Raw genomic sequence first — 23426 nt, 5'->3', positions numbered from 1 at the left:
TCATCCCGAAAAAGACGAGTAACTTTCCTCTTCCCTCTAAACGAAATGCCTGCCTTCCTTCTTTCGCTAACAACAATACAATCAGTACGATTGCCACCGCTCCATAGCGAATAAGAGAAAAATAAAATGGATCTATGTATTCTAGCGCATGATCAGCAACTGGAAACATTGCTCCCCATGACATACTTGCAATTAAACACGCTAAAGCCCCTATTATCATTTGAACTTTTTTCACCACAATCCCCCACTTCTTTCTATTTGCACAAAGAGAATTGTAAAAGAAAAAATATATCACGTAAAATGATTCGAAATGATGTTAACTATCACTTATAATGATAGTTAACATCAAGGAGGAGCATAAAATGGAATTAAGAGACTTACAAATCTTCCAAAGCGTTGCCGACCAAGGCAGTGTAAGCGGCGCAGCAAAGGAATTAAACTACGTACAATCAAATGTAACTGCACGTATTAAACAATTAGAAAACGAACTAAAAACACCGCTCTTTTATCGTCATAAACGAGGTATGACTTTAACAGCCGAAGGAAGAAAAATGCTCGTTTATGTTCATAAAATTTTGCAAGATGTTGACGAGCTAAAACAAGTATTTTTAGATAGTGAAACACCCTCCGGTATATTAAAAATTGGTACAGTCGAGACAGTAAGTACATTACCTACCATCTTATCTTCTTACTATAAACGCTATCCGAATGTCGATTTATCATTACAAGCCGGTCTAACAGAAGAATTGATTAGAGAAGTCCTTAATCATCAATTAGATGGTGCCTTTATATCAGGTCCAATTAAACATCCACTAATCGAACAATATGATGTTAGTACAGAGAAATTAATGCTTGTAACACAAAATAAAGCTTTTCATATTGAAGAATTTACAACCACACCCCTCCTCGTTTTTAACCAAGGATGTGGATACCGTTCCAAACTAGAACGATGGCTGAAAGATGAAGGTTTGCTACCAAAAAGAATTATGGAATTTAATATATTAGAGACCATATTAAACAGTGTTGCACTCGGCCTTGGAATTACACTCGTACCACAGTCCGCTGTCCACCATCTTTCTAAAGCTGGTAAGGTACATTGTCATGCAATCCCTGAAAAATATGGTAGTATTTCAACGGTTTTCATACGCCGTAAAGATAGCTATATGACGAATTCAATGCGTAGCTTTTTAAAAACAATTGAAGAGCATCATCATATCAATATGCTTTAATAGACATTCTTACACGAATGTCTTTTTTCTTACAAAAGTGTAAGCCTTCCGTAAGCTAATTCGATAGTTGCAGGCGATCATATTCCCTATAATTAAGATATAAAGCAGGGCAATAACAATTCGAAAAGGAGCGGATACGCATGATGAACAAAATGAAATCAAACAAATTTTTAAATACAATGGGCATGGTGCTATCCGCACTTGTCGATGCAAAAGCCGTTGCAACTACATTAAACAAATAAGGAGAGATTATAATGAACAACATTACTTTCAACAAATCAGACTTTACCCCGCATTAACGGGCAGTAAGACTTCCACTTCAAAATCCAACGAAATCAAAGAAGTTAGGTTTGGAATCAACTGCCCGTAAAGCCCGATTGGTTCAACTAATAATCAGTGAGGGATACCCCGCCCTCATTGATTAAAGTTTCACTTTATCGGACTTGCAAGTGGAGCTACTCTTCTTACAGCTTTCATTTACACACTTGCTCAAGGTCTTGTTTAATACTTTGTTTCCCCAAACCCCTTTATATATAGAAAAAGCTGCTCGTCTTATAGACAAGCAGCTTTTTAGTTTATCCCGCTTTAATGGGCAGTAAGACCTCCACCTCAAAATTCGACGAAAGCAAAGAAGTTAGGTAGGGGGCGGGCTGCCCATTAAAGTCCGATTGGTGAGGGCTGATAATCAGTGAGGGATAGAACCCCCCACTGATTAAAGTTTTAGTTTATTTCATATATAATTTGACCTGTTTTCGTCATATCGTATCCGCCAATTGCTTTTAATTCATTATGAAATTCTTCCGATTGCAGAATATCTTTCACGACTTCAATCAGCTCTTCATTTTCTTTATTCTTCAAAATCACCAAATCATACTGTTCTTTCATGATTGGAATAAAATCTACATTTACAATTTGCGAAAACTTTTCTGATCCTACTCCCACATCAGCTTTTCCATTCGCGACTTGCGTGGCAACACCAAGATGATTCGATTCTTCCCATTCATATCCACTAATACGTTCTTTATTTAACTTTTGAATGCGCAATTGTTCATCGACTAACACCCTAATACCAGAACCTTTTTCTCGATTTACAAATCGTATAGATGATTGAGATAAATCAGCCCATGTTTTTATATTTTTAGGATTTCCCTTTTGCACATAAAACCCGACGTTCCTTGCTAATAAATTAATCATAGTACATGGTTGTCCAACTAAAATACGTTTTACGTAAGGAACATTATATGTACCCGTTTCTCCATCAAACAAATGAAGACTAACGATACTTCCTTCTCCTTGATACATTTTTATTAAACTCGTTAAACTACCTTGATATGCCCTTAATATATTTGAACTTGGCAGGCGATTTTCTATACGTTTTGCCAACATATCTAACGTTAGTTCTTGTCCGCTAATAATACATGTATCCAAGCCTCTACTATCTTCGCTCTTTACAGGAGTACCTTGTATTTTCCCTGTTTTCATTTGCTTTATATATTGTTCTAAATCTGTTGCATCAATGCGCATCTGTCTACCGATTCTATAAGAAGGCAGTTTTCCTTTTTTAATTAGATCGTATACAGTTAATTTTGATACTTTTAATCGCTTCGCTACTTCTTCCGTTGTGTAGGAATGATGATCCATAGACGATTCCTCACTTTCTTCCTTCATTGTAACAAAGAAAAGAATATTTCTCCTATATTTTAAAAACAACTACATCGTTCAAATTATATTCAATTATAACTAGTTATATTTAGTTATATTTAGTTATAATTAAATATGTCAAAACGAAAGGGGATTTTTTTATGAACAAGTTTACATTACGATCCATCGGAGCACTTATACTTTCTTTTCTTCTTATATTTAGTGCTGCATGTACAAGCGGCGAAAAGAAAGAGAAATCAACTGCTAAAGAAGGAAAAACAGTAGAACTTACTATATCAGCTGCTGCAAGCTTACAAGATGCACTAAAAGAAATTGAAACAAAATATAAAGAAAAAGAACCTAATATTAAACTTTCTTTTAACTTCGGTGCTTCTGGTGCACTTCAACAACAAATTGAGCAAGGTGCACCTGCTGATTTATTCTTCTCAGCAGCCGAAGATAAATTCCAAACCCTTGTTAAAAAAGGATTTATTAATGAAAAAGAAGGGAAAAATCTTCTTGGAAATGAACTCGTTCTAGTCGTCCCAAAAGATAGTTCTCTTACAAAAATTCAAGATTTAAAAGATGAAAAAATTAAGAAGATCGCACTTGGTACACCTGAATCAGTACCTGCTGGAAAATATGCAAAGGCTTCTCTCACACATGAAAATCTATGGAATGATATTCAAAATAAAATCGTATTTACAAAAGATGTTCGCCAAGTGTTAACATATGTAGAAACAGGTAATGTCGATGCTGGTATTGTATACAAAACAGATGCTCTTATTTCAAACAAAGTAAAAATTGGTGAGACAGCAGCAGCGACTTCTCATGAGCCAATTCACTATCCTTTAGGTGTTATAAAAGAATCTAAGCACAAGAAAGAGGCGACCTCATTTTATGAGTATTTGCAGTCAAAAGATGCACAATCTATCTTTAAGAAATATGGATTTACAGTCCTATCCTAATTGCCATGAGCTTTGATGCTATTTTGTCACCAATCTTTCTATCTTTACGAGTAGCTGCATGCGCCACCCTGATCGTTACAATTTTAGGAACGATAATTGGACGAGTGCTAGCACGCTCCTCATGGAGATATAAAGTAATATTAGAAACTATTTTCTTATTACCAATGGTGCTTCCACCAACCGTAATCGGCTTTTTTCTCATTATCATTTTTGGAAATAATAGTCCCATTGGAGCGTGGGTAGAATCAATATTTCAGCAGTCTATTATGTTCACATCTACTGCTGCTATCATCGCTTCTACAGTTGTTGCATTTCCGCTTATGTATCAATCAGCAAAAACAGGATTTTCTATCGCAAATGTACAAATTGAAGAAAGTGCTCGTGATCTTGGTGCAAGTGAATATCAAGTTTTTCTACACGTCACACTCCCGCTTGCATTTCCTGCCTTACTAAGCGGAATGATTTTGAGCTTTGTTCGTGCACTAGGGGAATTTGGTGCTACACTCATGTTTGCCGGAAATATTCCTGGTAAAACACAGACTATCCCAACTGCAATTTATATGGCGATTGATGCAAGTAATATGCAACTTGCTTGGACACTAGTAGTTATCACTATTAGTATTTCACTCCTATTTCTGCTATGTATTCAGCTTATTAATAAAAGAATTACTAACCCTTAAAGCAGCTTCTGTCGAAGCTGCTTCTTTATTTCTTAGGAAATAAAATATACTAACGGGAAATAACTGAATTTTACTTCTTATTAAAATATACATTTTATTTGAATTCACTTTCTAAAATAGGCAATTTCCTGTTATTATATGGAGGTGTTTCAAAAAATGAAGAAATGAAAACGCATTTATATTGTGAATTCTTCATCCTGTTTTAGCGATCGGTAATCTTCTACTCTATTAGTGGGGCATTACCGATCGTTAGAACGATATGTAATTATATTGGTATAGAAAACCGAAGGGAGTCTTGTAATGGACATTTTATTAGCGCTTCTTCCTGCAATTGCATGGGGAAACATCTTATTAGTAAGCGTAAAAATGGGCGGTGGTGCATATAGCCAAACGGTAGGTATGACAATCGGTGCTCTATTCTTCGCAACAATTATGTATGTATTTACTCAACCAGCTTTAACAATGACAGTCTTGATTGTTGGTTTTATTTCAGGTTTATTCTGGGCATTAGGACAAGTAAACCAATTAAAAACAGTTGAAAAACTAGGTGTTTCAACTACTGTAACGATTTCTACTGGTATGCAACTTGTTGCAACTTCTATCTTTGGGGTTATCGCTTTCCGTGAGTGGACTACTACAACAACGATTGTTCTGGGAACGATTGCAATCCTATTAATCGTAGTTGGTGTTGTATTCACATCACTAGATGACAAAGAAAATGCACAGCCACCAGGACAATTGAAAAAAGGACTTCTTACTTTAATTGTTTCTACTTTCGGCTACCTTGTATATGTAATTATTATTCGTTGGTATAATATCGATGGTTGGTCTGCTATTTTACCACAAGCAGTTGGTATGTTTGTTGGTGCGGTTGTACTGACATCTAAACATAAGCCATTTAACAAATATGCAATCCGTAATGCTTTATCTGGTTTACTATGGGGAACTGGAAACTTATTCTTACTTCTTTCATTACCACGTGTCGGAGTAGCAACAAGCTTCCCATTATCTCAAACTGGAATCGTTATCTCAACATTCGGTGCGATTGTCTTCTTAGGTGAAAAGAAAACAAAACGTCAATTGATCTTTATTGCACTAGGTAGTGTTTTAATTATCGGCGGCGCTGTATTGTTAGGTATGACAAAAGCATAAACTTATAATCTATTAATCCCTGAAGCAATTATGCTTCAGGGATTTTTTATTACAACTATTTTTTAAATATAATAATCTTTATAGCCTTATTTGTATCACCTCTCCTCCCTCCCATTCCATTCTTTTCACGATAAGTCTTTTCTTTTTACAAAATTCTCTTAAAAATGGTATCGTTTTTTATAACATATCTCCACTAGAAAGGAATAAAGGATATGCTAACTAAACATCGAATTCTATTTATTGGTGCTGGTCGTATGGCAGAAGCTATATTTTCCGGATTACTTAAAACAAGCGAAGAATACATCGAAGAAATTATCGTTTCTAACCGAAGCAACGTAAAAAAGCTAGAACAATTACAAGCACGATATAATGTGTCTACTGCAACAGATTGGAAGCAGCATGTTACATCTGTTGATACGATTGTTTTAGCAATGCCACCTTCTGCACATGAAGAATTATTAGCAGAATTATCTCCGTTACTATCGAATCAACTTGTCGTAACGGTAGCCGCTGGCATTGGCCCATCTTATTTAGAAGAAAGACTTCCCGGGGGAACACCTGTTGCTTGGATTATGCCAAACACAGCTGCTGAAATTGGAAAGTCTATCTCCTTATATACAATGGGACGATCAGTAAACGAGATGCATCAAGAAACCCTGCAACTGCTTTTAAGAGGCATTGGTACTTCGCAACTTTGTACTGAAGAGGAAGTTCATCAGCTTACTGCAGTTACTGGAAGTGCACCAGCTTTCCTTTATTACTTTGCTGAAAGCTTAATTGAAGCAACAAAAAGTTATGGAGTCGATGAAGCAACCGCAAAACACCTTGTCATTCAAATGATTTCCGGTTCTGCTTCTATGCTTGAACAAACGCAAGATCCAGCTAACCTCCGCGAACAAGTAACAACACCAGGTGGTTCCACAGCTGAGGGTCTCAAAGCTTTATATGAATATAATTTTTCAGAGGCAATTCAAAAAGCAGTAGAAGCAACAAACAAAAAAGCTAGGGGGAAATAATATGAATTTAACAAGTTTAAAAGACTATACAACATTACATAACGGTGTAAAAATGCCTTGGTTTGGTTTAGGTGTTTTTAAAGTAGAAGATGGTTCAGAAGTAATTGAATCTGTAAAAGCAGCAATTAAAAATGGCTACCGCAGCATTGATACTGCAGCAATTTATCAAAACGAAGAAGGCGTTGGAAAGGCGATCCGTGAATCAGGTGTTTCACGTGAAGAATTATTTATTACATCAAAAGTGTGGAATAGCGATCAAGGGTATGAAACAACACTTCAAGCATTTGAAACTACATTAGAGAAATTAGGCCTAGAATATTTAGATTTATATTTAGTACATTGGCCTGTAAAAGGGAAATATACTGAATCATGGAAAGCATTAGAAAAGCTTTATAAAGACGGCCGTGTTCGCGCTATCGGTGTGAGTAATTTCCATATTCACCACTTACAAGACGTATTTGAAATTGCTGAAATTAAGCCAATGGTCAACCAAGTGGAATATCACCCACGTTTAGCACAAGAGGAGCTGCATACTTTCTGTAAAGAACATAACATTCAACTTGAAGCTTGGTCACCATTAATGCAAGGCCAACTGCTAGACAATCCAACATTACAAGACATTGCAACAAAATATAATAAATCAACTGCACAAATTATTTTACGCTGGGATCTACAAAACGAAGTTGTAACAATCCCTAAATCTATTAAAGAACATCGCATTATTGAAAATGCAAATATATTCGATTTTGAATTAAGTGCTGATGACATGCAAGCAATTCAAGCTTTAAATGAAGATCGTCGCGTTGGTCCAGACCCAGATAACTTTAATTTCTAATAGAAAAACCACTGCTATATGCAGTGGTTTTTTTCATCAAATAAAACTGAAAATTTAAACTATATTTCATTCGGTTGACACTTCATTATCCAAGGTGTAAGATTTTGAATTATCAAAGAAACACAAAAATTAATAAAGTTTATTCGTTTACTCATTGTATCAAGAGAGGTGGAGGGACTGGCCCTTTGAAACCTCGGCAACAGGTTCACTTTGAATACTGTGCCACTTCCTGCAAGCTTTATGCTTGAAAGATAGAATGAGGGACTTCGTTTATATACGGGTGCATAACTTGTACGTAAAAATCCCTCTTTCTCAATACGAAAAGAGGGATTTTTTATTTTTCATTTCCCTCATCATCATCCAAACTTAATTATTTAGGAGGAAAATCAAATGAAAAAGAAGTTTGTACCCGGTATTGCATCAGTTGTAGGAGTAAGTATTTTATTAACTGGTTGCGGTAGTTATAAAAACGAAGCAAGCGGAGCAAATGCAAAAGACGAGGCGCCTAGTAAACAGGTTTTAAACTTATCTTCACCTACTGAAATACGAACAATGGATACAGCTCGTGCTACAGATACTGATTCTGGTCAAGTAATGAGAAACGTATTTGAAGGTTTGTATAATCTTGGTGAAGGTAACAAACCTGTCCCTGGTGTTGCAAAATCTCATGAAGTAAGTGGCGATAAAACGAAATACACATTCCATTTACGAGATTCAAAATGGTCAAACGGCACTCCTGTTACAGCAAAAGACTTTGTCTTTGCTTGGCAAAGAGCTGTTGATCCAGCAACAGCCTCTGAATATGCATTTCTATTCTTTGATATTAAAAACGCAACAAAAATTAACAATAAAGAACTTCCAGCCGATCAACTTGGTGTAAAAGCAATTGATGACCATACGTTTGAGGTAGAATTAGAACGTCCTGTTCCGTACTTTATAAGCTTAACAGCGTTCCCAACATTTCTACCAATTAACGAGGAATTCTTTAAAGCACAAGGTGATAAATATGCTTTAGAAGACAATACAATTTTGTACAACGGGGCTTTTACACTAAGCGATTGGAAGCACGAGCAAAGCTTTAAATTCAAGAAAAACCCTACCTATTGGGATAAAGATACTGTCAAACTAGAAGAAATCAACTTTAACATCGTAAAAGAAAAGTCTACGGAAGTAAATTTATTCGAGTCAAAACAATTAGACCGTATCAAACTAACATCTGACTTCGTTGATAAATATAAAAAGGATGCTAACTTTAAAGAGCGTCCGAATGTAGGAGTACAGTTTTTACGTATGAATCAACAAAACAAAGTACTTCAAAACGTTTCTGCACGCCAAGCAATCGATCAAACAATTGATCGAAAATCCTTTGTAAATACGTTATTAAATGACGGCTCTACACCAACCTCTAGTCTCGTGCCGAAAAACTTTGCAAAAGGACCTGACGGAACAGATTTCCGTGCTGCAAACGGCGATTTAACAAAGGTTGATACAAAATCTGCTCAAGAATTATGGAAAAAGGCAAAACAAGAACTTGGGTCTGAAAAAATAACGTTAGAGCTATTAACAAGTGACGGTGACCTTGAAAAGAAAACTGGTGAATTCTTAAAAGGACAACTAGAAAAGAATTTAGATGGCTTAACAGTAAATATAAAGCCGCAACCACGTAAGCAACAAGTTTCACTTTTATTAAAAGGTGACTACGAAATTGGAATTGACGGCTGGAGCCCTGACTTTGCGGATCCAATTACATTCCTTGAGCTATTTACAACGAATAACCCTTACAACTTAGATCATTACTCTAATAAGGAGTTTGATGAAACAATAGCAAAAGTGAAAACAACTTTAGCCGGTGATGAAAAAGCTCGCTGGGAAGCATTACTAGCATCCGAGAAAATATTATTTAAAGACTCTGTTATCGCTCCTCTTTACCAAAAAGGCGAATCTTATTTAGAACGTTCTTATGTGAAAGGAATTGTGCAAGTAGACTTTGCAGGTCAATTAAACTTCAAATGGGCAAAAATTGAAAAATAAAACAAAGCGTTAATCCGCATCAATCGAGCTTTTATCGGTAGCCGCAATTAGCGTAATAAAAGGCCACTTTATTTGAAGTTTCCCCACCTACACCAATTATTTTTTTAGAAAAACATATGAAAAGTAGGTTCCCTAATACGAGGGAATCTACTTTTTTAATATATTATTTCAAGAAATTAACAATCTATTTTTATTATTGACATATAGTTCTTTCCAGTGTTAATATTCTAAATAATCAAAGAAACGAAATATTTAACCATCAAAATATAATGTCTTCTACGCTGAAACATATAACGATAGATTATAGTTCAGCATGTATATACATATAGAACACCTGATTACCTACATACACATACCTATAATAGGTTCTCTCTTCTTCTATAGTTACACTTCAATACATGGACATTATGACGTTACGAACAACACATTTAGGGAGGAACGAACAATGAATAAAAAAGTTGTACCTGTTGTTGCATCTGTTTTAGGGGCAAGTCTATTACTAACTGCTTGCGGAGGAAATAAAGATAACGCAAGTGGAGCGAAAGCAAATGATAAAGCACCTGATAAACAAGCAATTAACTTATCATTTGCTTCAGAAATTCCAACAATGGATGTTGCAAAAGCGACGGACGGGGAATCCATGAGCGTAATGCGAAATGTTTTTGAAGGTTTATATGCAATGGGAGAAGATAATAAACCGATTCCTGGTGTTGCTGATTCGGTTGACGTTAGTCCCGACAAAACAAAATATACATTCCACCTGCGTGATTCAAAATGGTCAAACGGTACTCCTGTTACAGCAAAGGACTTCGTCTTCGCTTGGCAACGTGCCGTAAATCCTGATACAGCAGCTGAATATGCATTCCTATTCTTCGATATACAGAATGCGAAACAAATAAACCAAAAACAATCACCAATTGATCAACTAGGGGTCAAAGCTCTTGATGATAAAACGTTAGAAGTACAGCTAGACCGTCCTGTTCCCTACTTCTTAAGCTTAACGACATTCTCAACATTCTTACCAATTAACGAAGAGTACTTAAAATCTCAAGGAGATAAATATGGTTTAGAAACAAATCATTTAATTTACAACGGTGCTTTCACATTAGATAACTGGAAACACGAGCAAAGCTTCCAATTGAAGAAAAACCCTAACTATTGGGATGCTAAAACTGTAAAATTAGAGGAAATCAACTTCAATGTCGTTAAAGATAAGTCTACAGAAGTTAACTTATATGATTCAGGACAAATTGATCGCGTTGCTTTAACTGCGGAGTTTGTTGATAAATATAAGGGCGATCCAAACTTCAAAGACCGCGCTGAAGTTGGCATTCAATTCTTACGACTCAATCAAAAAAATGAAACGTTAAAAAATCAACATGCACGCCTTGCTATTAACGGAGCAATGAATAAAAAAGCATATGTAGAAACAATTTTAAATAACGGTGCTGTTCCAGCTGAAGGAATGATTCCTGCGAAATTCGCAAAGAGTCCAGAAGGTAACGACTTCCGTAAAGAAAACGGAAACCTAGTCAAAGATGATGTGAAAACAGCGAAAGAAAACTGGAAAAAAGCGAAACAAGAACTTGGTACTGACAAAGTAACAATCGAACTATTAACAAGTGATAATGCTTTAGCTAAAAAGACTGGTGAATATTTAAAAGGTGAACTAGAAAAGAATCTAGATGGATTAACAGTGACATTAAAACCACAACCACGTAAACAACAGTTAAAACTACTATTAAGCGGTGACTATGAAATCGGTATTGATGGCTGGGGCCCTGACTTCGCGGATCCAATTACATTCTTAGATTTATTTACAACAGATAGTGCTTATAATTTCGATAAATACTCTAACAAAGAGTATGATGAGCTAATCCATAAAGTGAAAAAAGATTTAGCTGGCGATGAAAAAGCTCGCTTTGAAGCAATGAAGCAAGCTGAAAAAATCCTATTACAAGACGGCGCTGTCGCTCCTTTATACCAACAAGGTCGTTCTTACTTACAACGCTCTTTCATTAAAGGGCTTGTAACAACTGACTTCGGCGGTGAATTTAACTACAAGTGGACAGAAGTTGCAAAATAATAAGTATCAGTAAAAAAAGGTATCCAATTGAAGGATACCTTTTTGTTTTATACTTCTTTAATTATAGAACTACTTCTCTTTACCATCCCTTTTATACATATAGTAATTCTTGCTACCAATTTTATAACTAGTACAATAAGTAATAATACAATAATATTTCTCTCCCTATTAACTTCACCAAATATTATTGTATGATAACCGTTTGTTACGGGAAATAATCTCTAATCTAGTGATAACTATTTGCGGATCAATAATAGGAAGACAAACAAAACGATTATCAATTTTCTTCATAGCACTCTTTTTGCATCGAACTAAAACTCATCATAAATATAAACATAAACATCAAATATGTTCTCCATGTCAAAGAAGGTATATGTCCTGACCAAAGATAGCTAATTAAATAATTAATTCCCATAATACAAGACGATATTACTAAACTAATACTTATTAGTTTTGCATATTTGAGCATATCTTTTCTCCTTACTTTTCTATCTCTTCAAATTGCAGATTTATCGGTTCTTCTAGTAGTGTTTCATAAAAGTTTTCAGCCAAATCTGTTGAAGGAATTTTTTCATCCACTTCATCAAATCGGATACTATCTAGCCACACGCTGCCTTCTCCTGACAATAAAATACCGAATGCAATACCAAGCGCCCCTTCTTTTATATCTAATACAACCGAGTACGATTGCCAGTTATTCGTATTTTTAATTGGACGATTTTGCATATTATCCATAGCGAGCGGTTCTGTATCTTTCCCATCTACTCGCATCCACAATCCTGCCCAATCTCTTACATTCTCACTCTTAATAAACGCTGTTAAACGTAATCTTTTACCTACATATTTATCTGCTCGGAACATTTGCATTAATGTTGAAAATCCTCCATGCGTAACATTCTCTTTTGCTTTTATGTATGCAGATACTTTTCCTTGATGGGCAACTTCATAATCTAAACCCATCTCATATTCAGCAGGATGACTTCCACTTAAGATCCATCCTTTCGGTATACCTTTTTGCATTGAAACACCCTCTCTTTCTATATAAAATGACTGAAAGTACTTTCGATATTTCTTTGGTGGCAATTGAAACATTCTTTTAAAAGCTCTCGTAAATGCCTCTTGTGAGGAAAAACCATATTGCACTGCAATATCAATAACAGCTCTCTCCGTTAACACTAAGGATTGTGCAGCATGAGTTAACCTTCTCTTTCGAATATAATCCGTTACACTCATCCCAATATACTTTTGAAAAATACGATGAAAATGGTACATCGATACTGCACTGTGAGACGCCACTCTTTCTGTAGTAAGCTCCTCATGTAAATGATCCTCTATATATTCAATTGCCTGTTTTACCATCTCTTTATATTCCTCATGCATATTAGTACCCCCTCACAACTTCAATTTACCATATACATACAAATCATTTTTGATTTAAATTGCGGATTATCCCTTGCGGCTATAGGATAATAATTTATTTTCAACTCATACATAATTACATGATTTTGGGAAAAACTTGTATAGAACGAATTTACATAAGGAGGAATTTATAATGAGAATTTTACTATCAGTTTTATTAGCTCTTATGCTAGTACCTGCATTAACAGGATGTAAAGCTCCTGCAAAAGAAGACACAACTTCTAATAAAAAGACTACAGAAGAGGCAAAGAATGAAGCCCCTGCTGATTTAAAACTAGACTTTAATGAATTCGATTTAAAGGCAGACTACCAAGATACAAAGAAAGACTACGAAGCTGACTATAAAAATGTAGCAGCAGATAAGAAAATGGAAGCAAAAATTGAAGATCATAAAGCAGATGTAAAATTAACAGGAGACGAGGCTATCACAAAATTAAGCCCACTTCTACAAGAATTAAAATTTAATAAAGATACTCCTGATCAAGAAGTAATCGATCAAGTAGTAAACGTGTTCAAGCTTGATAAAGACTACCAAAAGTTCGATTTAGAAGTTGTCTTCTCTGATGGAACGAAAAAAGAATATAAAAGAGAAATAAAATAAAGAAGTAGGCGGTTGCCTACTTCTTTATTTTTACATATTTTAAATCCGGTTTAGATCCAACATAATATTGAAGACCTGATACTGACCCTTTTTGTAAATAAGAATCAGAAGGGAATATAATTGGAATTAATGGTGAATCTGTAAACATAATATCTTCTGCTTTATGCAATAAGTCAAAACGCTTATCTTCGTTTTGTTCAACTTCTGCTTCTTTTACTAAAGCGTCAAATTCCTTATTATGCCATTTTGCATAATTATTCGGACCATCACCTGCATATAAATCTAGTTTAGTAATCGGATCTAATAAAGAGCCACCCCATCCCATATAAGCTAATTGGAAATCACTTTGCTTATATGTGTCGATGTAACTCTTCCACTCTTTATTTTCTAATTTAATATCTACACCAAGATTTTTCTTAAACATTTCCTGCATTGCTTCTGCTACTTTTTTATGCTGTGTATCCGTTGTAAACTTTAATGTTACTTCAGGTAATGTAGACCATCCTTGTTCTTTCATACCTTCTTCTAACAATTTTTTCGCTTCTGCTGGATCAAATTTAACGTAATCACCTTTTTCTTTACGGAAATCACGACCACCTTGTGTTTTTGCTCCTTCTGGTACGAATGCATATGCTTCTTGTGCATTATTCTTATACAGTTTTTCAACGATAAACTTACGATCAACTGCTAGTGAAAATGCTTTACGTACTTTCGCATTTGTAAATGGCTCTTTTTCTACGTTAAACGAGTAAATATAAGATGAGAATCCCGCAACACGTTTATATTCTTTATTCCCTTTTTCTTTCTCGATCATCTCTTGTGGTAAGCTACTTAATAAATCTAATTCTTTTGATTTGTACAATTGATACGCTGTTTTAGAGTCTGGAATAATACGAAACTCAATTTCTTTTAATGTTACCTTTTTATCATAGTATTCTTTATTTTTTTGTACTGTAATTGCTTGATTATGCTTCCATTCTTTTAACGTGAATGGTCCATTTGTAATTAACTCTTTGGGATCTGTTTTTAATTTGTTGTTATCATCAATTGATTTTTTAGATAGTGGAATAAATAATGAACTCGCTAATTTTTGTTTAATAGAAGCAACTGGGTGCTCAAGTGTTACCTTTAATGTTTGAGGATCAACGACTTGAATACCAACTTGGCCTTCTTCACCTTTTCCAGTATTATATGCCTCTGCACCTTTAATAAAATACATTTCTGTCGCATTCATAGAGCCTGTTTTCGGATTTAATAATCGCTTCCATGCAAATTCAAAATCATTTGCTGTAATAGGAGAACCATCTGACCATTTAATATCTTTCTTTAAATGGATTGTATATTCAGTTCCATTCGCATTTACTTCTTCTTTTTCTGCTAACTCATTTTGATATTTCCCATCACTATCTTGCGTATATAAGCTTGAGAATAAATGTCCAATTACATAACCTGATGTGCTATCCGTTGCAATAGCGGAATCAAGTGTATATGGATCGCTACCAATATTCGTTACTAATCGATCCCCTTCTCCCTTACCAGCACTCGCCTTTTGCGCCTCTTTCTTACCGCAAGCGACAGAAGTAATTGCTAATACGGTCATAATGACAAATAATAAAAACTTCTTCATCCTACATTCTCCTTTAACCCGAAATTTTTGGTGTTGATGCTAATAATGTTTTTGTATAAGAATGTTGTGGATTACGAAATACTTCATCCGTATTTCCAAATTCAACAAGTTCTCCTTTATATAAGACAGCCACTTTTTCACATAAGTAGTGAACCATCGGCAAATCGTGCGCGATAAATAAATATGTATAACCTTGCTCCTTTTGAATCTTTTGCAGTAAATGTACAACTTGAATTTGCAATGAAACGTCTAATGCAGAAATTGGTTCATCAAGAATTAATACCTCTGGCTCACATAATAACGCCCTTGCAATAGCGATTCGTTGACGTTGCCCTCCGCTAAATTCATGTGGGTATCGATCGACATATCGTCGATCTAAGCCAACACGTTCTAGCGCATCACCTGCGACTTTATCTTTCAATCCCTTATCACCTAAACCGAATGAAATATATCCTTCTGTTACGCTATCGCGTACTTTCCAGCGCGGATTTAATGCAGCTGTTGAATCTTGAAATATGAACTGTACTCTCTGCAAGAAATCCCGCTTATGAGCTGACTTCAACTTGTGGACAACTTGACCGTTATAATCAATTTGACCAGATGTTGGACTCTCGATCCCAGCTATGAGCTTACCAAGTGTTGTTTTTCCTGAACCACTTTCTCCAATAATGCCAAGCGTTGTTCCTTTCGGGATAGAAAGTGATATATCTTTTAACGCCGCGATTTCTTTCTTCTTACTCCCATACGTTTTTGTTACTTGCTTTACCGTAATTAAATCTGTCGTCATGAGGCATTCACCTTCTCTTTTGATTTCGCTTGGTTATGCTCTAGAACATGTTGCCAACAATGTGAATTATGTTCCTCAGAATAGGATGTTCTATCAGGGAAACGATGAATACATTCTTTTATTGCTACTGGGCACCTATTTACAAATGGGCACCCAAAGCTATTTAACGTTTCAATTGATGGTGTTGTTCCCTCAATAGCCCTAAGTACCTTTTCAGAATCATCCATATTCGGAATGGCCTGCAATAAACTTTTCGTATATGGGTGCTTCGGTGAACCTATTACTTCTTGTATCGTTCCTTTTTCAACAACACGTCCCCCGTACATCACAACTACTCGATCTGCTACTTCACGTACAAGTGCCAAATCATGTGTAATTAATAAAATACTCGTATTTTGTTTTTCTTTTCTCTCTTTTAATAACCCCATAATTTGTTTTTGAATCGTTACATCTAATGCAGTTGTAGGCTCATCTGCAATAACGAGCTTTGGGTGACACGCAAATGCAATTGCTAAACAAATACGTTGTCTCATACCTCCGCTTAATTGATGCGGGTACTGTTCAAAACGTTTCTCCGCTTCATGTATCCCTAAATCATTTAATAAGTTAATTGCAATTTCTTTTGCCTCTTTCTTTGACTTCTTTTCGTGTTGTAAAATCACTTCTGTGATTTGTCTGCCTACCTTCATCGTCGGATTTAAAGAGGACAGAGGGTCTTGAAAAATAAACGAAATATCTTTCCCTCGAATTTGATTCCACTCTGATTCTTGTAAATTCGTTAATCCTTGAGATTGGAAAGAGATACTTCCATCGTCGATATGAATAGCTTCTTGATTTAGTCCAATAATAGATTGTGCTGTAACGCTTTTTCCTGAACCACTCTCTCCTACAAGTGCAACAATTTCACCTTCGTTAATAGAAAAGGAAACATGCTTCACAATTGCTTGCTTACTATTCTTTTTTTCAACGGCCAACGTTACGTTTTCTAAAGATAAAAGCTGTCCCATGTTTTTTCTCCTTTCGATTCCTTTTTACGATTTTTGGATCAATTGCATCTTGCAAACCATCACCAATTGCATTAAATGCGAACATGATTAGTGCAATCATGATTGCTGGGAAGAATAATTGCCACCACTCTCCGCTTAATAATGTCCCGAGTGCATCGTTCGTCATCGTTCCCCAGCTAGCCGCTGGTGATTGTACTCCGAGTCCGATAAAACTTAAAAATGATTCTGAGAAAATAGCTGCCGGAATTGTAAATGACAAATTTACGATAATAATCCCTGTTAAGTTTGGAATTAAATGTCCATATATAATTTTCATATGAGACGTACCTAACCGCTCTGCTGCGATAACAAATTCTCTTTGTTTTAAAGACAGTACTTGTGCTCGAATAAGACGAGCCATTCCAATCCATCCTGTTAATGCAAGGGCAATGATAATAGTAAAAAGACCTGGTTTCATAACAATTAATAGCAAAATGACAATTAATAGATATGGGATACCATATAATACTTCAATCCCTCGTATAATCCACTCATCAATTAACGTTCCAAGACGATTACGCCCTCTTACATATCCGCTAAAACCTCCGATTAGTACACCAAGCCCTATGTCTAGCGCTGCCGCTACCAATCCAACTGTTAGCGAGATTTTCCCACCAGCCCAAGTACGCGCCCATATGTCTCTTCCTAAATCATCGGTTCCAAACCAATGCTCGCTACTAGGAGGTAAATTAGTTGCTTCTTTCACTTGTTCACTCGCAGTAAATGATGTTAAACTTTCGCCAATTAGTGAGAAAATAATAATGAGTAATAACGTCACTGCTCCTAAAACCGCTATAGGGTTTGATATAAACTTGCGAAACACTTCCTTCTTTCGGCTAATCGTTTGCTGCTCTTTATTTATCGTTAATTCTTTTTTCTCTTCATTCGTTAATAACTGGTTATTGATTTCATAAGCTCCCATTTAAATGTCCCCCCTCCTTATGTAATAGAACGAATACGCGGATCAACAATACGATGAATAATATCTGTAATGAAAATACAAGAAATTAATAATGCACTATAGAAAATCGTTGTTCCCATAATGACTGGATAATCTCGGTTAAAAATGCTATCTACAAAATACTTTCCTAGGCCAGGAATGGAAAATATTTTTTCAATAACGAAAGTCCCTGTTAACAGTCCAGCCATTAAAGGTCCAACAAATGTAAGTACTGGCACAATCGCATTTCGAAGAGCATGTCTTATAATGATTTTCTTAATTGGGATACCTTTCGCTCTCGCTAGCTTAATATAATCACTCTGCAAAACTTCAATCATATTAGAGCGAACAAACCTTGTAATTACTGCGATTGGCCCTAACGCTAATGCGAAGGATGGTAATACCGTATGTTCGAATGTGCCCCAAGACGCTACTGGTAACAGTTCAAATTGAATTGCAAATACTTGTATAAATAGTGGCGCTAAAATAAAACTTGGAATAGAAATACCGAGAATCGCAAGTAAGCTCACACTATAATCAATTACTTTCCCATGATAGAGAGCTGCAAATGTACCTGCTACAATTCCGACTAATAATGAAATGATAAGTGCTTGTAAACCAATAATCGCTGATGGACCAAATCCTGTCGTTATAATTTCTGATACGCCTTGTCCCGTCGATTGAACCGATTCACCAAAGTCAAAATGAACTACACCATCTAAATAAGCGACATATTGATTCCATAACGGTTCATCGAGGTGATACTTCGCCCTCATATTTTGTATTACTTCCTCTGGGAAGATTTTCGCATCTGATGAAAATGGATCCCCAGGAATGATATGCATAATCAAAAATGTTACTGTCGTAATGACCCATAGCGTGAACACCATAACCGATAGTTTTTTAATAACATACACTTCAATAACCCCCTAAACAAATGAATTTACTTTGTTTTATTGACATATTTATTCTCCTTACTTTTCCGCTTCTTAAAATACAAAAAGCCTTGATCTTAAAAAATAAGATCAAGGCTTAATAAACGAAGGCCCATCACTTATCTTTCAAGACTTGCTTGCTGGAATTAGCACGGTGTTCCTGTTACAGAACCCGCTGCTGAGGTGTCATAGGGCCAGTCCCTCTACCTCTCTGGATAAGTAAATTGCTATATTATTATTTGGTTCAAATTGTATATTTCGAATTATAATTCTGAAAAAATGAAAAGTCAATCAAATTGGATATATTTAGAAAAATCAGTTTTTAATTCTTTTATCGGAATTACCATTAACAATCGTTCTACTTGTCATCCTCGGCTTCTACAAACTTTTTATACTCCATTCGATACTATTACCTGGCAAACCATTTCTGAATTTCACGAAGAACAGAAGGTATTAGTATCCGAGGATGAAGACGGAGATGGTAAGAAGAAAAAATAACCTTGCACGTACGCAAGGTTATTTTTTCGTTTCTGCTTGAAAACGTTTATAGTATGTTGATGCTGTTGCAAAGTTAATTTCTATATCACGAATCAATGATGAGTCTTCTTCTTTAGCTAACTTCTGCAATTTTTTCATCGCTTGTTCCGATTCATCCAAGAAACCAGCATATACCTCATGCTCTTGCTCTTTCGACTTTGGAACACGAATTTCTTTACGTATATGATCAATATCTTCTAACATGCTAGTCGTTACCTTTTGCACATCTTCTTTATATGTAGCATTCGTTATTTCCTTACCGCCCTTTTCTTTTGCCACTTCAAATAACTGCAGTGCTTTATTAATTTCTTTATTCATTTTTATATCGTATTTTTCATGTACTGCAAGATATGCTTTCATCTCTTCTGTTTGTTCAGTAGATTGCTCTACCTTTTCTTTCGGTTCTTTCGTATCTTTATTTCCATTACACCCTGCTAGAAGGAGCATACTTCCCATTACAGCAATACCCAAAACCTTCTTCATCTCTTCTTCTCCTTTTATCTACAGCTATTACTCATTATAGTTTCTTTTATCTCCACTTGTTATTATACCGATAACACTCTACTTTTTACACTTAAGACGATATCTTAATATACACACCAACATTTTTGTCACAGTATCGTCACTTTATGCAAATAACTTTTGCATCACCTTACAAAACTGTATAAGTTATTTCAAAGAAATGAAAAAAGAGCTAATTCAAAAATATTTGAATTAGCTCTTTTTTATAAATTAAGCCTCTAAATTTTGTCTTTGCTGCAGTTCAAACTGCTTTTCACTTCTTCTGGCCATAAATAGATAACATAACACAGCACCAATTTCACAAAGAGCGATCACAACCCCCATCGGTAATGCGGTGTTGCTTCCCCCAATACCTACTAATGGTGCAACAAGTGCTCCTGAAATGAACTGTAATAATCCTAATAAGGCCGACGCTGTTCCTGCAGCTTGTTTCTGATTTCTCATCGCTAACGAGAACCCAGTTGTTGAGACAACCCCAACACTTGATACAACAAGGAATAATGAACATAAAACACCAATTAAACCTATTCCTAGTACGATTGTCAGTAATAAAGATAGGCCACCAACAGCTGCGATAATAATACCAGCAACAAATAATGTCTTCTCATTCACTTTCCCTGCTAAACGACCCGTTACCTGACTAGCAATAATAATACCGATACCGTTAATCGCAAAGAATAAACTAAATTGCTGTGGTGATGCTCCGTATATGTTCTGCAACACAAACGGTGAGCCCGAAATGTATGCAAACATTGCCGCCGTTACTAGCCCTTGTGACAATGCATATCCCATAAACAGACGATCCTTTAACAGTTTTCCATACGTCGCCAACGTCCCTGACAATCCACCTGTTTCTCTTTCTTCAAGAGGTAATGTTTCACGTAATACGAAAGTAGCTGATATTAACATGAATACACTAATTGCTCCAAGAACGATGAAGACACCGCGCCATGTTGTAAATTGTAACAATTGTCCTCCAATAATCGGTGCCAAAATAGGCGCTGCTCCGTTTACTAACATGAGCAGTGAGAAAAACTTCGTCATTTCAGAACCTGAATACATGTCACGTACCATTGCACGTGATATAACAATCCCAGCCGATCCTGAAGCTCCTTGTAAGAAGCGCAATAACACTAAACTCCAAATAGATGGCGCAATAGCACAAAGTAAAGAAGAAGCAACATAAATAATAAGAGCAATAATAAGAGGTTTGCGCCTTCCGTAAATATCACTAATTGAACCGACAAATAATTGTCCTACTGAAAGCCCAAGTAAACAAGCTGTTAAAGTAAGCTGCGCAAGGGATGCACCTGTTTGTAAATCATCCGTTAATTTCGGTAAAGAAGGTAAATACATATCAATAGATAATGGCCCAATCGCCGTAAGTGTCCCTAGTACAAGAATCATCCATAACCTATTTGTCTTTACAGGTTTATATATTTCTTGATTAACTCCATTCACTTTTTCCGTTCACCCTTTCCTATAACTACTGAATCGTAACAATTATAGTTACAACATAAACATACGTCAAGTATAGTGCATTTTCCTGTTTTATGCTGTAAAAAAAAGCGATAGAATTTCTATCGCTTTACTTTTTCAAATTACTATTTTCAAATTTAGATACGGAAGACATCGCCTCTCCTGTATCTAAATATGTGATTTGAATTGGATCTCCCACTTCTGTAAACATAGCATATGGGAATTTCTTCACAGGTATCATAAATACTTTTTGTTCATTCTCTAACAGTACGTACACAATTGTATTTTCACCTGATTTTTCTTTATATACACGTTGTACAACGCCTTTTTTTTGTGCCTCTTTACCATTTGAAGTTGGTCTAAATGAATCTCCACTTCCACTCAGCGCATTTTTATAATTCTCAAGCGCTTCTTTTTGCGTAGAACCTGTTGCAAATATTTTTGCATTAGAAGCATAGATAACTGTATGAGCACGTACTAATCCCCCGTCATCAATAACAGGTACAATCCAAGAAGGTTTACCATACACGTTATAAATAACCGGCATCGTTCCATGCCATTTCTCTCTCTTAAAGGAATTATCCACTACTTCCGAAGCAGCTGAACCATCCATAATTCCCTTCACTTCTTTTCCGTTATAGTAATACAACTTACCTGTACGCGCATCGATAAGCGAATAACCTAGTGCAGAATCTACTCCCTCTTTCGGAGAGGTGAAATCAGTAAAGTAATATAATGTTCCATCCTTACCGAAGATTGGTGTAACTCCTTCTTTCGTTCCCCACTCAGTCGGAATCTTCATATCCGTTTGTGAGAATTTTGTATTCCAAAATCCGTGAATATATTTACCGAAATACGTATTTAATGTAGATGCGGTCTCGTGATTTAATACACCATCAACAAATTTAGGTGCCTTTCCTTTATCGTATCTTTTCACTTCACCTGTTTGTGCATCTACTACTACAACGCCCTCTACCTCAAATCCAGATCTTCCTGAGATAAATTCACCATACGTCATTGTATAATACGGCTTTCCTTTATCATCAACTTCGAATTTAGGTTTCCCTTTAAAAATTAAATCCGGTTCTGCTTTTCGAACGACACGTTCTAATTTATTACCAAAAAACATGCTTGGCACATATTTCATTTTATAACCAAGATGCAGTTTCGCTTCCGCATCAGGATTCGTACCTGACATCGTTACGTACCCTGGAATTGTCTCAGCTTTACGTGCTTTAAAAAAGCCTGAAACTTCAATAGGTGCTACATATAAAGCCTCACCATTTACCATTTGTGGCGTTAATTCCCCTAGCTCAAAATAAGCTACTTTCGGAATGTCCCCAAATACTTTTTTCATTTTATTCTCCGCTGTCTTTGGCGGCACTGTAAACGGCTGATCATTTTCAGTAAATGGCTCTGAAATATCTTTCTCTATCTTTACAACAGAATCATATTTTTTTTGCGTGATTACTATATCGTGCAAATAACCAAAATAGCCGTAACTTGCGAGTAAAACAAACATTAGAAGTCCTTTTAACGTACCTTCTAATTTCCCTATTTGATCTTGTGAAAATAAAACAAGCCCAATTAAAATTGCTACTGCAACAGAATAATGAGTAAGAATCGAATCTGCTCGATCATCAATTAGCCAAAGATATTCATAGATTGCAATACCGATCCAAAATAAAACAGGAATAACTAAAATGGATGATTTCTTACCCTTTACAACCTTCTCATCCCCTTTCTTATCCACTGCACGAAGTTTACTACCGCTTCTTGTCCATGGAATCAAAAACAAAGTGAGAATAGCTAAAATTAAAAATTTCATCAAAGGCAATGTCCCCTTTTCTTTTGTCTTCCCTTTTAGTATAACAAATAAAGGGTATTCAGGTAAA

21 protein-coding genes, 2 pseudogenes and 2 riboswitches are annotated in these 23426 nt (G+C 35.7%); of the genes and pseudogenes, 11 read left to right on the top strand and 12 right to left on the bottom strand.

Annotation, left to right across the window (positions count from 1 at the left end):
* Positions 1-235 (bottom strand): EamA family transporter (locus MR113_RS17010; RefSeq protein ID WP_242255687.1); only part of this gene is annotated, 235 nt, incomplete at its 3' end.
* A 127-nt stretch (positions 236-362) separates the two neighbouring features.
* Between MR113_RS17010 and MR113_RS17005 the strand changes: the two genes are divergently transcribed.
* Both MR113_RS17005 and MR113_RS17000 read left to right on the top strand, forming a co-directional pair.
* A complete protein-coding gene (locus MR113_RS17005; protein ID WP_061677920.1) occupies positions 363-1229 on the top strand; it encodes a LysR family transcriptional regulator in 867 nt (288 codons plus the stop codon).
* A 424-nt stretch (positions 1230-1653) separates the two neighbouring features.
* Positions 1654-1734: pseudogene (locus tag MR113_RS17000) on the top strand (DUF3948 family protein); the annotation flags it as partial.
* A gap of 215 nt (positions 1735-1949) precedes the next feature.
* On the opposite strand, the gene MR113_RS16995 reads toward MR113_RS17000, so the two are convergent.
* Entirely contained in the window at positions 1950-2897 is a 948-nt protein-coding gene (locus tag MR113_RS16995) for a helix-turn-helix transcriptional regulator (protein ID WP_242255689.1), read from the bottom strand.
* Between the two features lie 134 nt (positions 2898-3031).
* Between MR113_RS16995 and modA the strand changes: the two genes are divergently transcribed.
* From modA to MR113_RS16960, 7 genes are all read left to right on the top strand, one after another.
* A complete protein-coding gene (gene modA, locus MR113_RS16990; protein ID WP_076542571.1) occupies positions 3032-3838 on the top strand; it encodes a molybdate ABC transporter substrate-binding protein in 807 nt (268 codons plus the stop codon).
* Between the two features lie 5 nt (positions 3839-3843).
* Positions 3844-4518, top strand: coding sequence for a molybdate ABC transporter permease subunit (modB, locus tag MR113_RS16985; RefSeq protein WP_242255686.1), 675 nt, complete (start codon positions 3844-3846; stop codon positions 4516-4518).
* Positions 4519-4818: 300 nt separating this feature from the next.
* Positions 4819-5670 (top strand): GRP family sugar transporter, encoded by an 852-nt coding sequence (locus MR113_RS16980; RefSeq protein WP_000353549.1) that lies wholly within the window; start codon positions 4819-4821, stop codon positions 5668-5670.
* Between the two features lie 212 nt (positions 5671-5882).
* A complete protein-coding gene (gene proC, locus MR113_RS16975) occupies positions 5883-6686 on the top strand; it encodes a pyrroline-5-carboxylate reductase (RefSeq protein ID WP_242255685.1) in 804 nt (267 codons plus the stop codon).
* Between the two features lies 1 nt (position 6687).
* Complete coding sequence (locus MR113_RS16970) at positions 6688-7521, top strand: aldo/keto reductase (RefSeq protein WP_242255684.1); 834 nt, start codon at positions 6688-6690, stop codon at positions 7519-7521.
* 153 nt (positions 7522-7674) lie between these two features.
* A riboswitch (SAM riboswitch) is annotated at positions 7675-7779 on the top strand.
* A gap of 132 nt (positions 7780-7911) precedes the next feature.
* The gene (locus MR113_RS16965) at positions 7912-9552 is read left to right on the top strand and encodes a peptide ABC transporter substrate-binding protein (RefSeq protein ID WP_097819856.1); all 1641 of its coding nucleotides are present in this window, start codon (positions 7912-7914) and stop codon (positions 9550-9552) included.
* A 445-nt stretch (positions 9553-9997) separates the two neighbouring features.
* Positions 9998-11638: a peptide ABC transporter substrate-binding protein gene (locus tag MR113_RS16960; RefSeq protein ID WP_242255682.1), complete on the top strand. Its 1641-nt coding sequence runs from the start codon at positions 9998-10000 to the stop codon at positions 11636-11638.
* A 277-nt stretch (positions 11639-11915) separates the two neighbouring features.
* Here MR113_RS16960 and MR113_RS16955 read toward each other — a convergent pair whose 3' ends face one another.
* Together MR113_RS16955 and MR113_RS16950 are read right to left on the bottom strand one after the other, a co-directional pair.
* The gene (locus tag MR113_RS16955; RefSeq protein ID WP_242255680.1) at positions 11916-12107 is read right to left on the bottom strand and encodes a hypothetical protein; all 192 of its coding nucleotides are present in this window, start codon (positions 12105-12107) and stop codon (positions 11916-11918) included.
* Between the two features lie 11 nt (positions 12108-12118).
* Positions 12119-13018, bottom strand: a complete 900-nt coding sequence (locus MR113_RS16950; RefSeq protein ID WP_242255678.1) for a helix-turn-helix transcriptional regulator — start codon at positions 13016-13018, stop codon at positions 12119-12121.
* 172 nt (positions 13019-13190) lie between these two features.
* Between MR113_RS16950 and MR113_RS16945 the strand changes: the two genes are divergently transcribed.
* Positions 13191-13658 carry a YusW family protein gene (locus tag MR113_RS16945; protein ID WP_061677911.1) on the top strand — a complete coding sequence of 156 codons (468 nt, stop codon included), beginning with the start codon at positions 13191-13193 and terminating at the stop codon, positions 13656-13658.
* A gap of 16 nt (positions 13659-13674) precedes the next feature.
* On the opposite strand, the gene MR113_RS16940 is transcribed toward MR113_RS16945, so the two are convergent.
* Genes MR113_RS16940 through MR113_RS16920 form a run of 5 tightly spaced genes read right to left on the bottom strand, consistent with a single transcriptional unit; the run spans position 13675 to position 18975 of the window.
* Entirely contained in the window at positions 13675-15285 is a 1611-nt protein-coding gene (locus MR113_RS16940) for a peptide ABC transporter substrate-binding protein (protein WP_242255676.1), read from the bottom strand.
* A gap of 13 nt (positions 15286-15298) precedes the next feature.
* The gene (locus MR113_RS16935) at positions 15299-16072 is read right to left on the bottom strand and encodes an ABC transporter ATP-binding protein (protein ID WP_242255674.1); all 774 of its coding nucleotides are present in this window, start codon (positions 16070-16072) and stop codon (positions 15299-15301) included.
* On the bottom strand, positions 16069-17079 hold the full coding sequence (locus MR113_RS16930; protein WP_242255672.1) for an ABC transporter ATP-binding protein: 1011 nt from the start codon (positions 17077-17079) through the stop codon (positions 16069-16071). Before MR113_RS16930 ends, MR113_RS16935 begins: the two co-directional genes overlap by 4 nt.
* Positions 17036-18040 (bottom strand): ABC transporter permease, encoded by a 1005-nt coding sequence (locus MR113_RS16925; protein ID WP_242255670.1) that lies wholly within the window; start codon positions 18038-18040, stop codon positions 17036-17038. Before MR113_RS16925 ends, MR113_RS16930 begins: the two co-directional genes overlap by 44 nt.
* 17 nt (positions 18041-18057) lie before the next feature.
* Complete coding sequence (locus MR113_RS16920) at positions 18058-18975, bottom strand: ABC transporter permease (protein WP_242255668.1); 918 nt, start codon at positions 18973-18975, stop codon at positions 18058-18060.
* A gap of 134 nt (positions 18976-19109) precedes the next feature.
* Positions 19110-19215, bottom strand: a riboswitch (SAM riboswitch).
* Between the two features lie 103 nt (positions 19216-19318).
* On the opposite strand from MR113_RS16920, the pseudogene MR113_RS16915 reads away from it, so the two are divergent.
* Positions 19319-19491 (top strand): annotated as a pseudogene (locus MR113_RS16915) (DUF3951 domain-containing protein).
* An 18-nt stretch (positions 19492-19509) separates the two neighbouring features.
* Here the strand turns inward: MR113_RS16915 and MR113_RS16910 are convergent.
* From MR113_RS16910 to MR113_RS16900, 3 genes are all read right to left on the bottom strand, one after another.
* Positions 19510-20013 (bottom strand): hypothetical protein, encoded by a 504-nt coding sequence (locus tag MR113_RS16910; RefSeq protein WP_242255666.1) that lies wholly within the window; start codon positions 20011-20013, stop codon positions 19510-19512.
* Positions 20014-20262: 249 nt separating this feature from the next.
* Entirely contained in the window at positions 20263-21513 is a 1251-nt protein-coding gene (locus MR113_RS16905; RefSeq protein ID WP_242255664.1) for a multidrug effflux MFS transporter, read from the bottom strand.
* Between the two features lie 127 nt (positions 21514-21640).
* Entirely contained in the window at positions 21641-23359 is a 1719-nt protein-coding gene (locus MR113_RS16900; protein WP_242255688.1) for a DUF3981 domain-containing protein, read from the bottom strand.
* Positions 23360-23426: the final 67 nt, after the last annotated feature.

The organism is Bacillus cereus group sp. BfR-BA-01379, from assembly GCF_022663605.1.
GTDB classification, from domain to species: Bacteria; Bacillota; Bacilli; order Bacillales; family Bacillaceae_G; genus Bacillus_A; species Bacillus_A mobilis.
The sequence above is the reverse complement of the archived record's forward strand: the minus strand, read 5'-3'. Positions and strand labels throughout refer to the sequence as shown.

Excerpts from the sequence above, each read along its gene's own strand:
- MR113_RS17005 (WP_061677920.1), top strand. The coding sequence starts at position 363 with ATGGAATTAAGAGACTTACAAATCTTCCAAAGCGTTGCCGACCAAGGC.
- MR113_RS16995 (WP_242255689.1), bottom strand. The coding sequence starts at position 2,897 with ATGAAGGAAGAAAGTGAGGAATCGTCTATGGATCATCATTCCTACACA.
- modA (WP_076542571.1), top strand. The coding sequence starts at position 3,032 with ATGAACAAGTTTACATTACGATCCATCGGAGCACTTATACTTTCTTTT.
- modB (WP_242255686.1), top strand. The coding sequence starts at position 3,844 with ATGAGCTTTGATGCTATTTTGTCACCAATCTTTCTATCTTTACGAGTA.
- MR113_RS16980 (WP_000353549.1), top strand. The coding sequence starts at position 4,819 with ATGGACATTTTATTAGCGCTTCTTCCTGCAATTGCATGGGGAAACATC.
- proC (WP_242255685.1), top strand. The coding sequence starts at position 5,883 with ATGCTAACTAAACATCGAATTCTATTTATTGGTGCTGGTCGTATGGCA.
- MR113_RS16970 (WP_242255684.1), top strand. The coding sequence starts at position 6,688 with ATGAATTTAACAAGTTTAAAAGACTATACAACATTACATAACGGTGTA.
- MR113_RS16965 (WP_097819856.1), top strand. The coding sequence starts at position 7,912 with ATGAAAAAGAAGTTTGTACCCGGTATTGCATCAGTTGTAGGAGTAAGT.
- MR113_RS16960 (WP_242255682.1), top strand. The coding sequence starts at position 9,998 with ATGAATAAAAAAGTTGTACCTGTTGTTGCATCTGTTTTAGGGGCAAGT.
- MR113_RS16955 (WP_242255680.1), bottom strand. The coding sequence starts at position 12,107 with ATGCTCAAATATGCAAAACTAATAAGTATTAGTTTAGTAATATCGTCT.
- MR113_RS16950 (WP_242255678.1), bottom strand. The coding sequence starts at position 13,018 with ATGCATGAGGAATATAAAGAGATGGTAAAACAGGCAATTGAATATATA.
- MR113_RS16945 (WP_061677911.1), top strand. The coding sequence starts at position 13,191 with ATGAGAATTTTACTATCAGTTTTATTAGCTCTTATGCTAGTACCTGCA.
- MR113_RS16940 (WP_242255676.1), bottom strand. The coding sequence starts at position 15,285 with ATGAAGAAGTTTTTATTATTTGTCATTATGACCGTATTAGCAATTACT.
- MR113_RS16935 (WP_242255674.1), bottom strand. The coding sequence starts at position 16,072 with ATGACGACAGATTTAATTACGGTAAAGCAAGTAACAAAAACGTATGGG.
- MR113_RS16930 (WP_242255672.1), bottom strand. The coding sequence starts at position 17,079 with ATGGGACAGCTTTTATCTTTAGAAAACGTAACGTTGGCCGTTGAAAAA.
- MR113_RS16925 (WP_242255670.1), bottom strand. The coding sequence starts at position 18,040 with ATGGGAGCTTATGAAATCAATAACCAGTTATTAACGAATGAAGAGAAA.
- MR113_RS16910 (WP_242255666.1), bottom strand. The coding sequence starts at position 20,013 with ATGAAGAAGGTTTTGGGTATTGCTGTAATGGGAAGTATGCTCCTTCTA.
- MR113_RS16900 (WP_242255688.1), bottom strand. The coding sequence starts at position 23,359 with ATGAAATTTTTAATTTTAGCTATTCTCACTTTGTTTTTGATTCCATGG.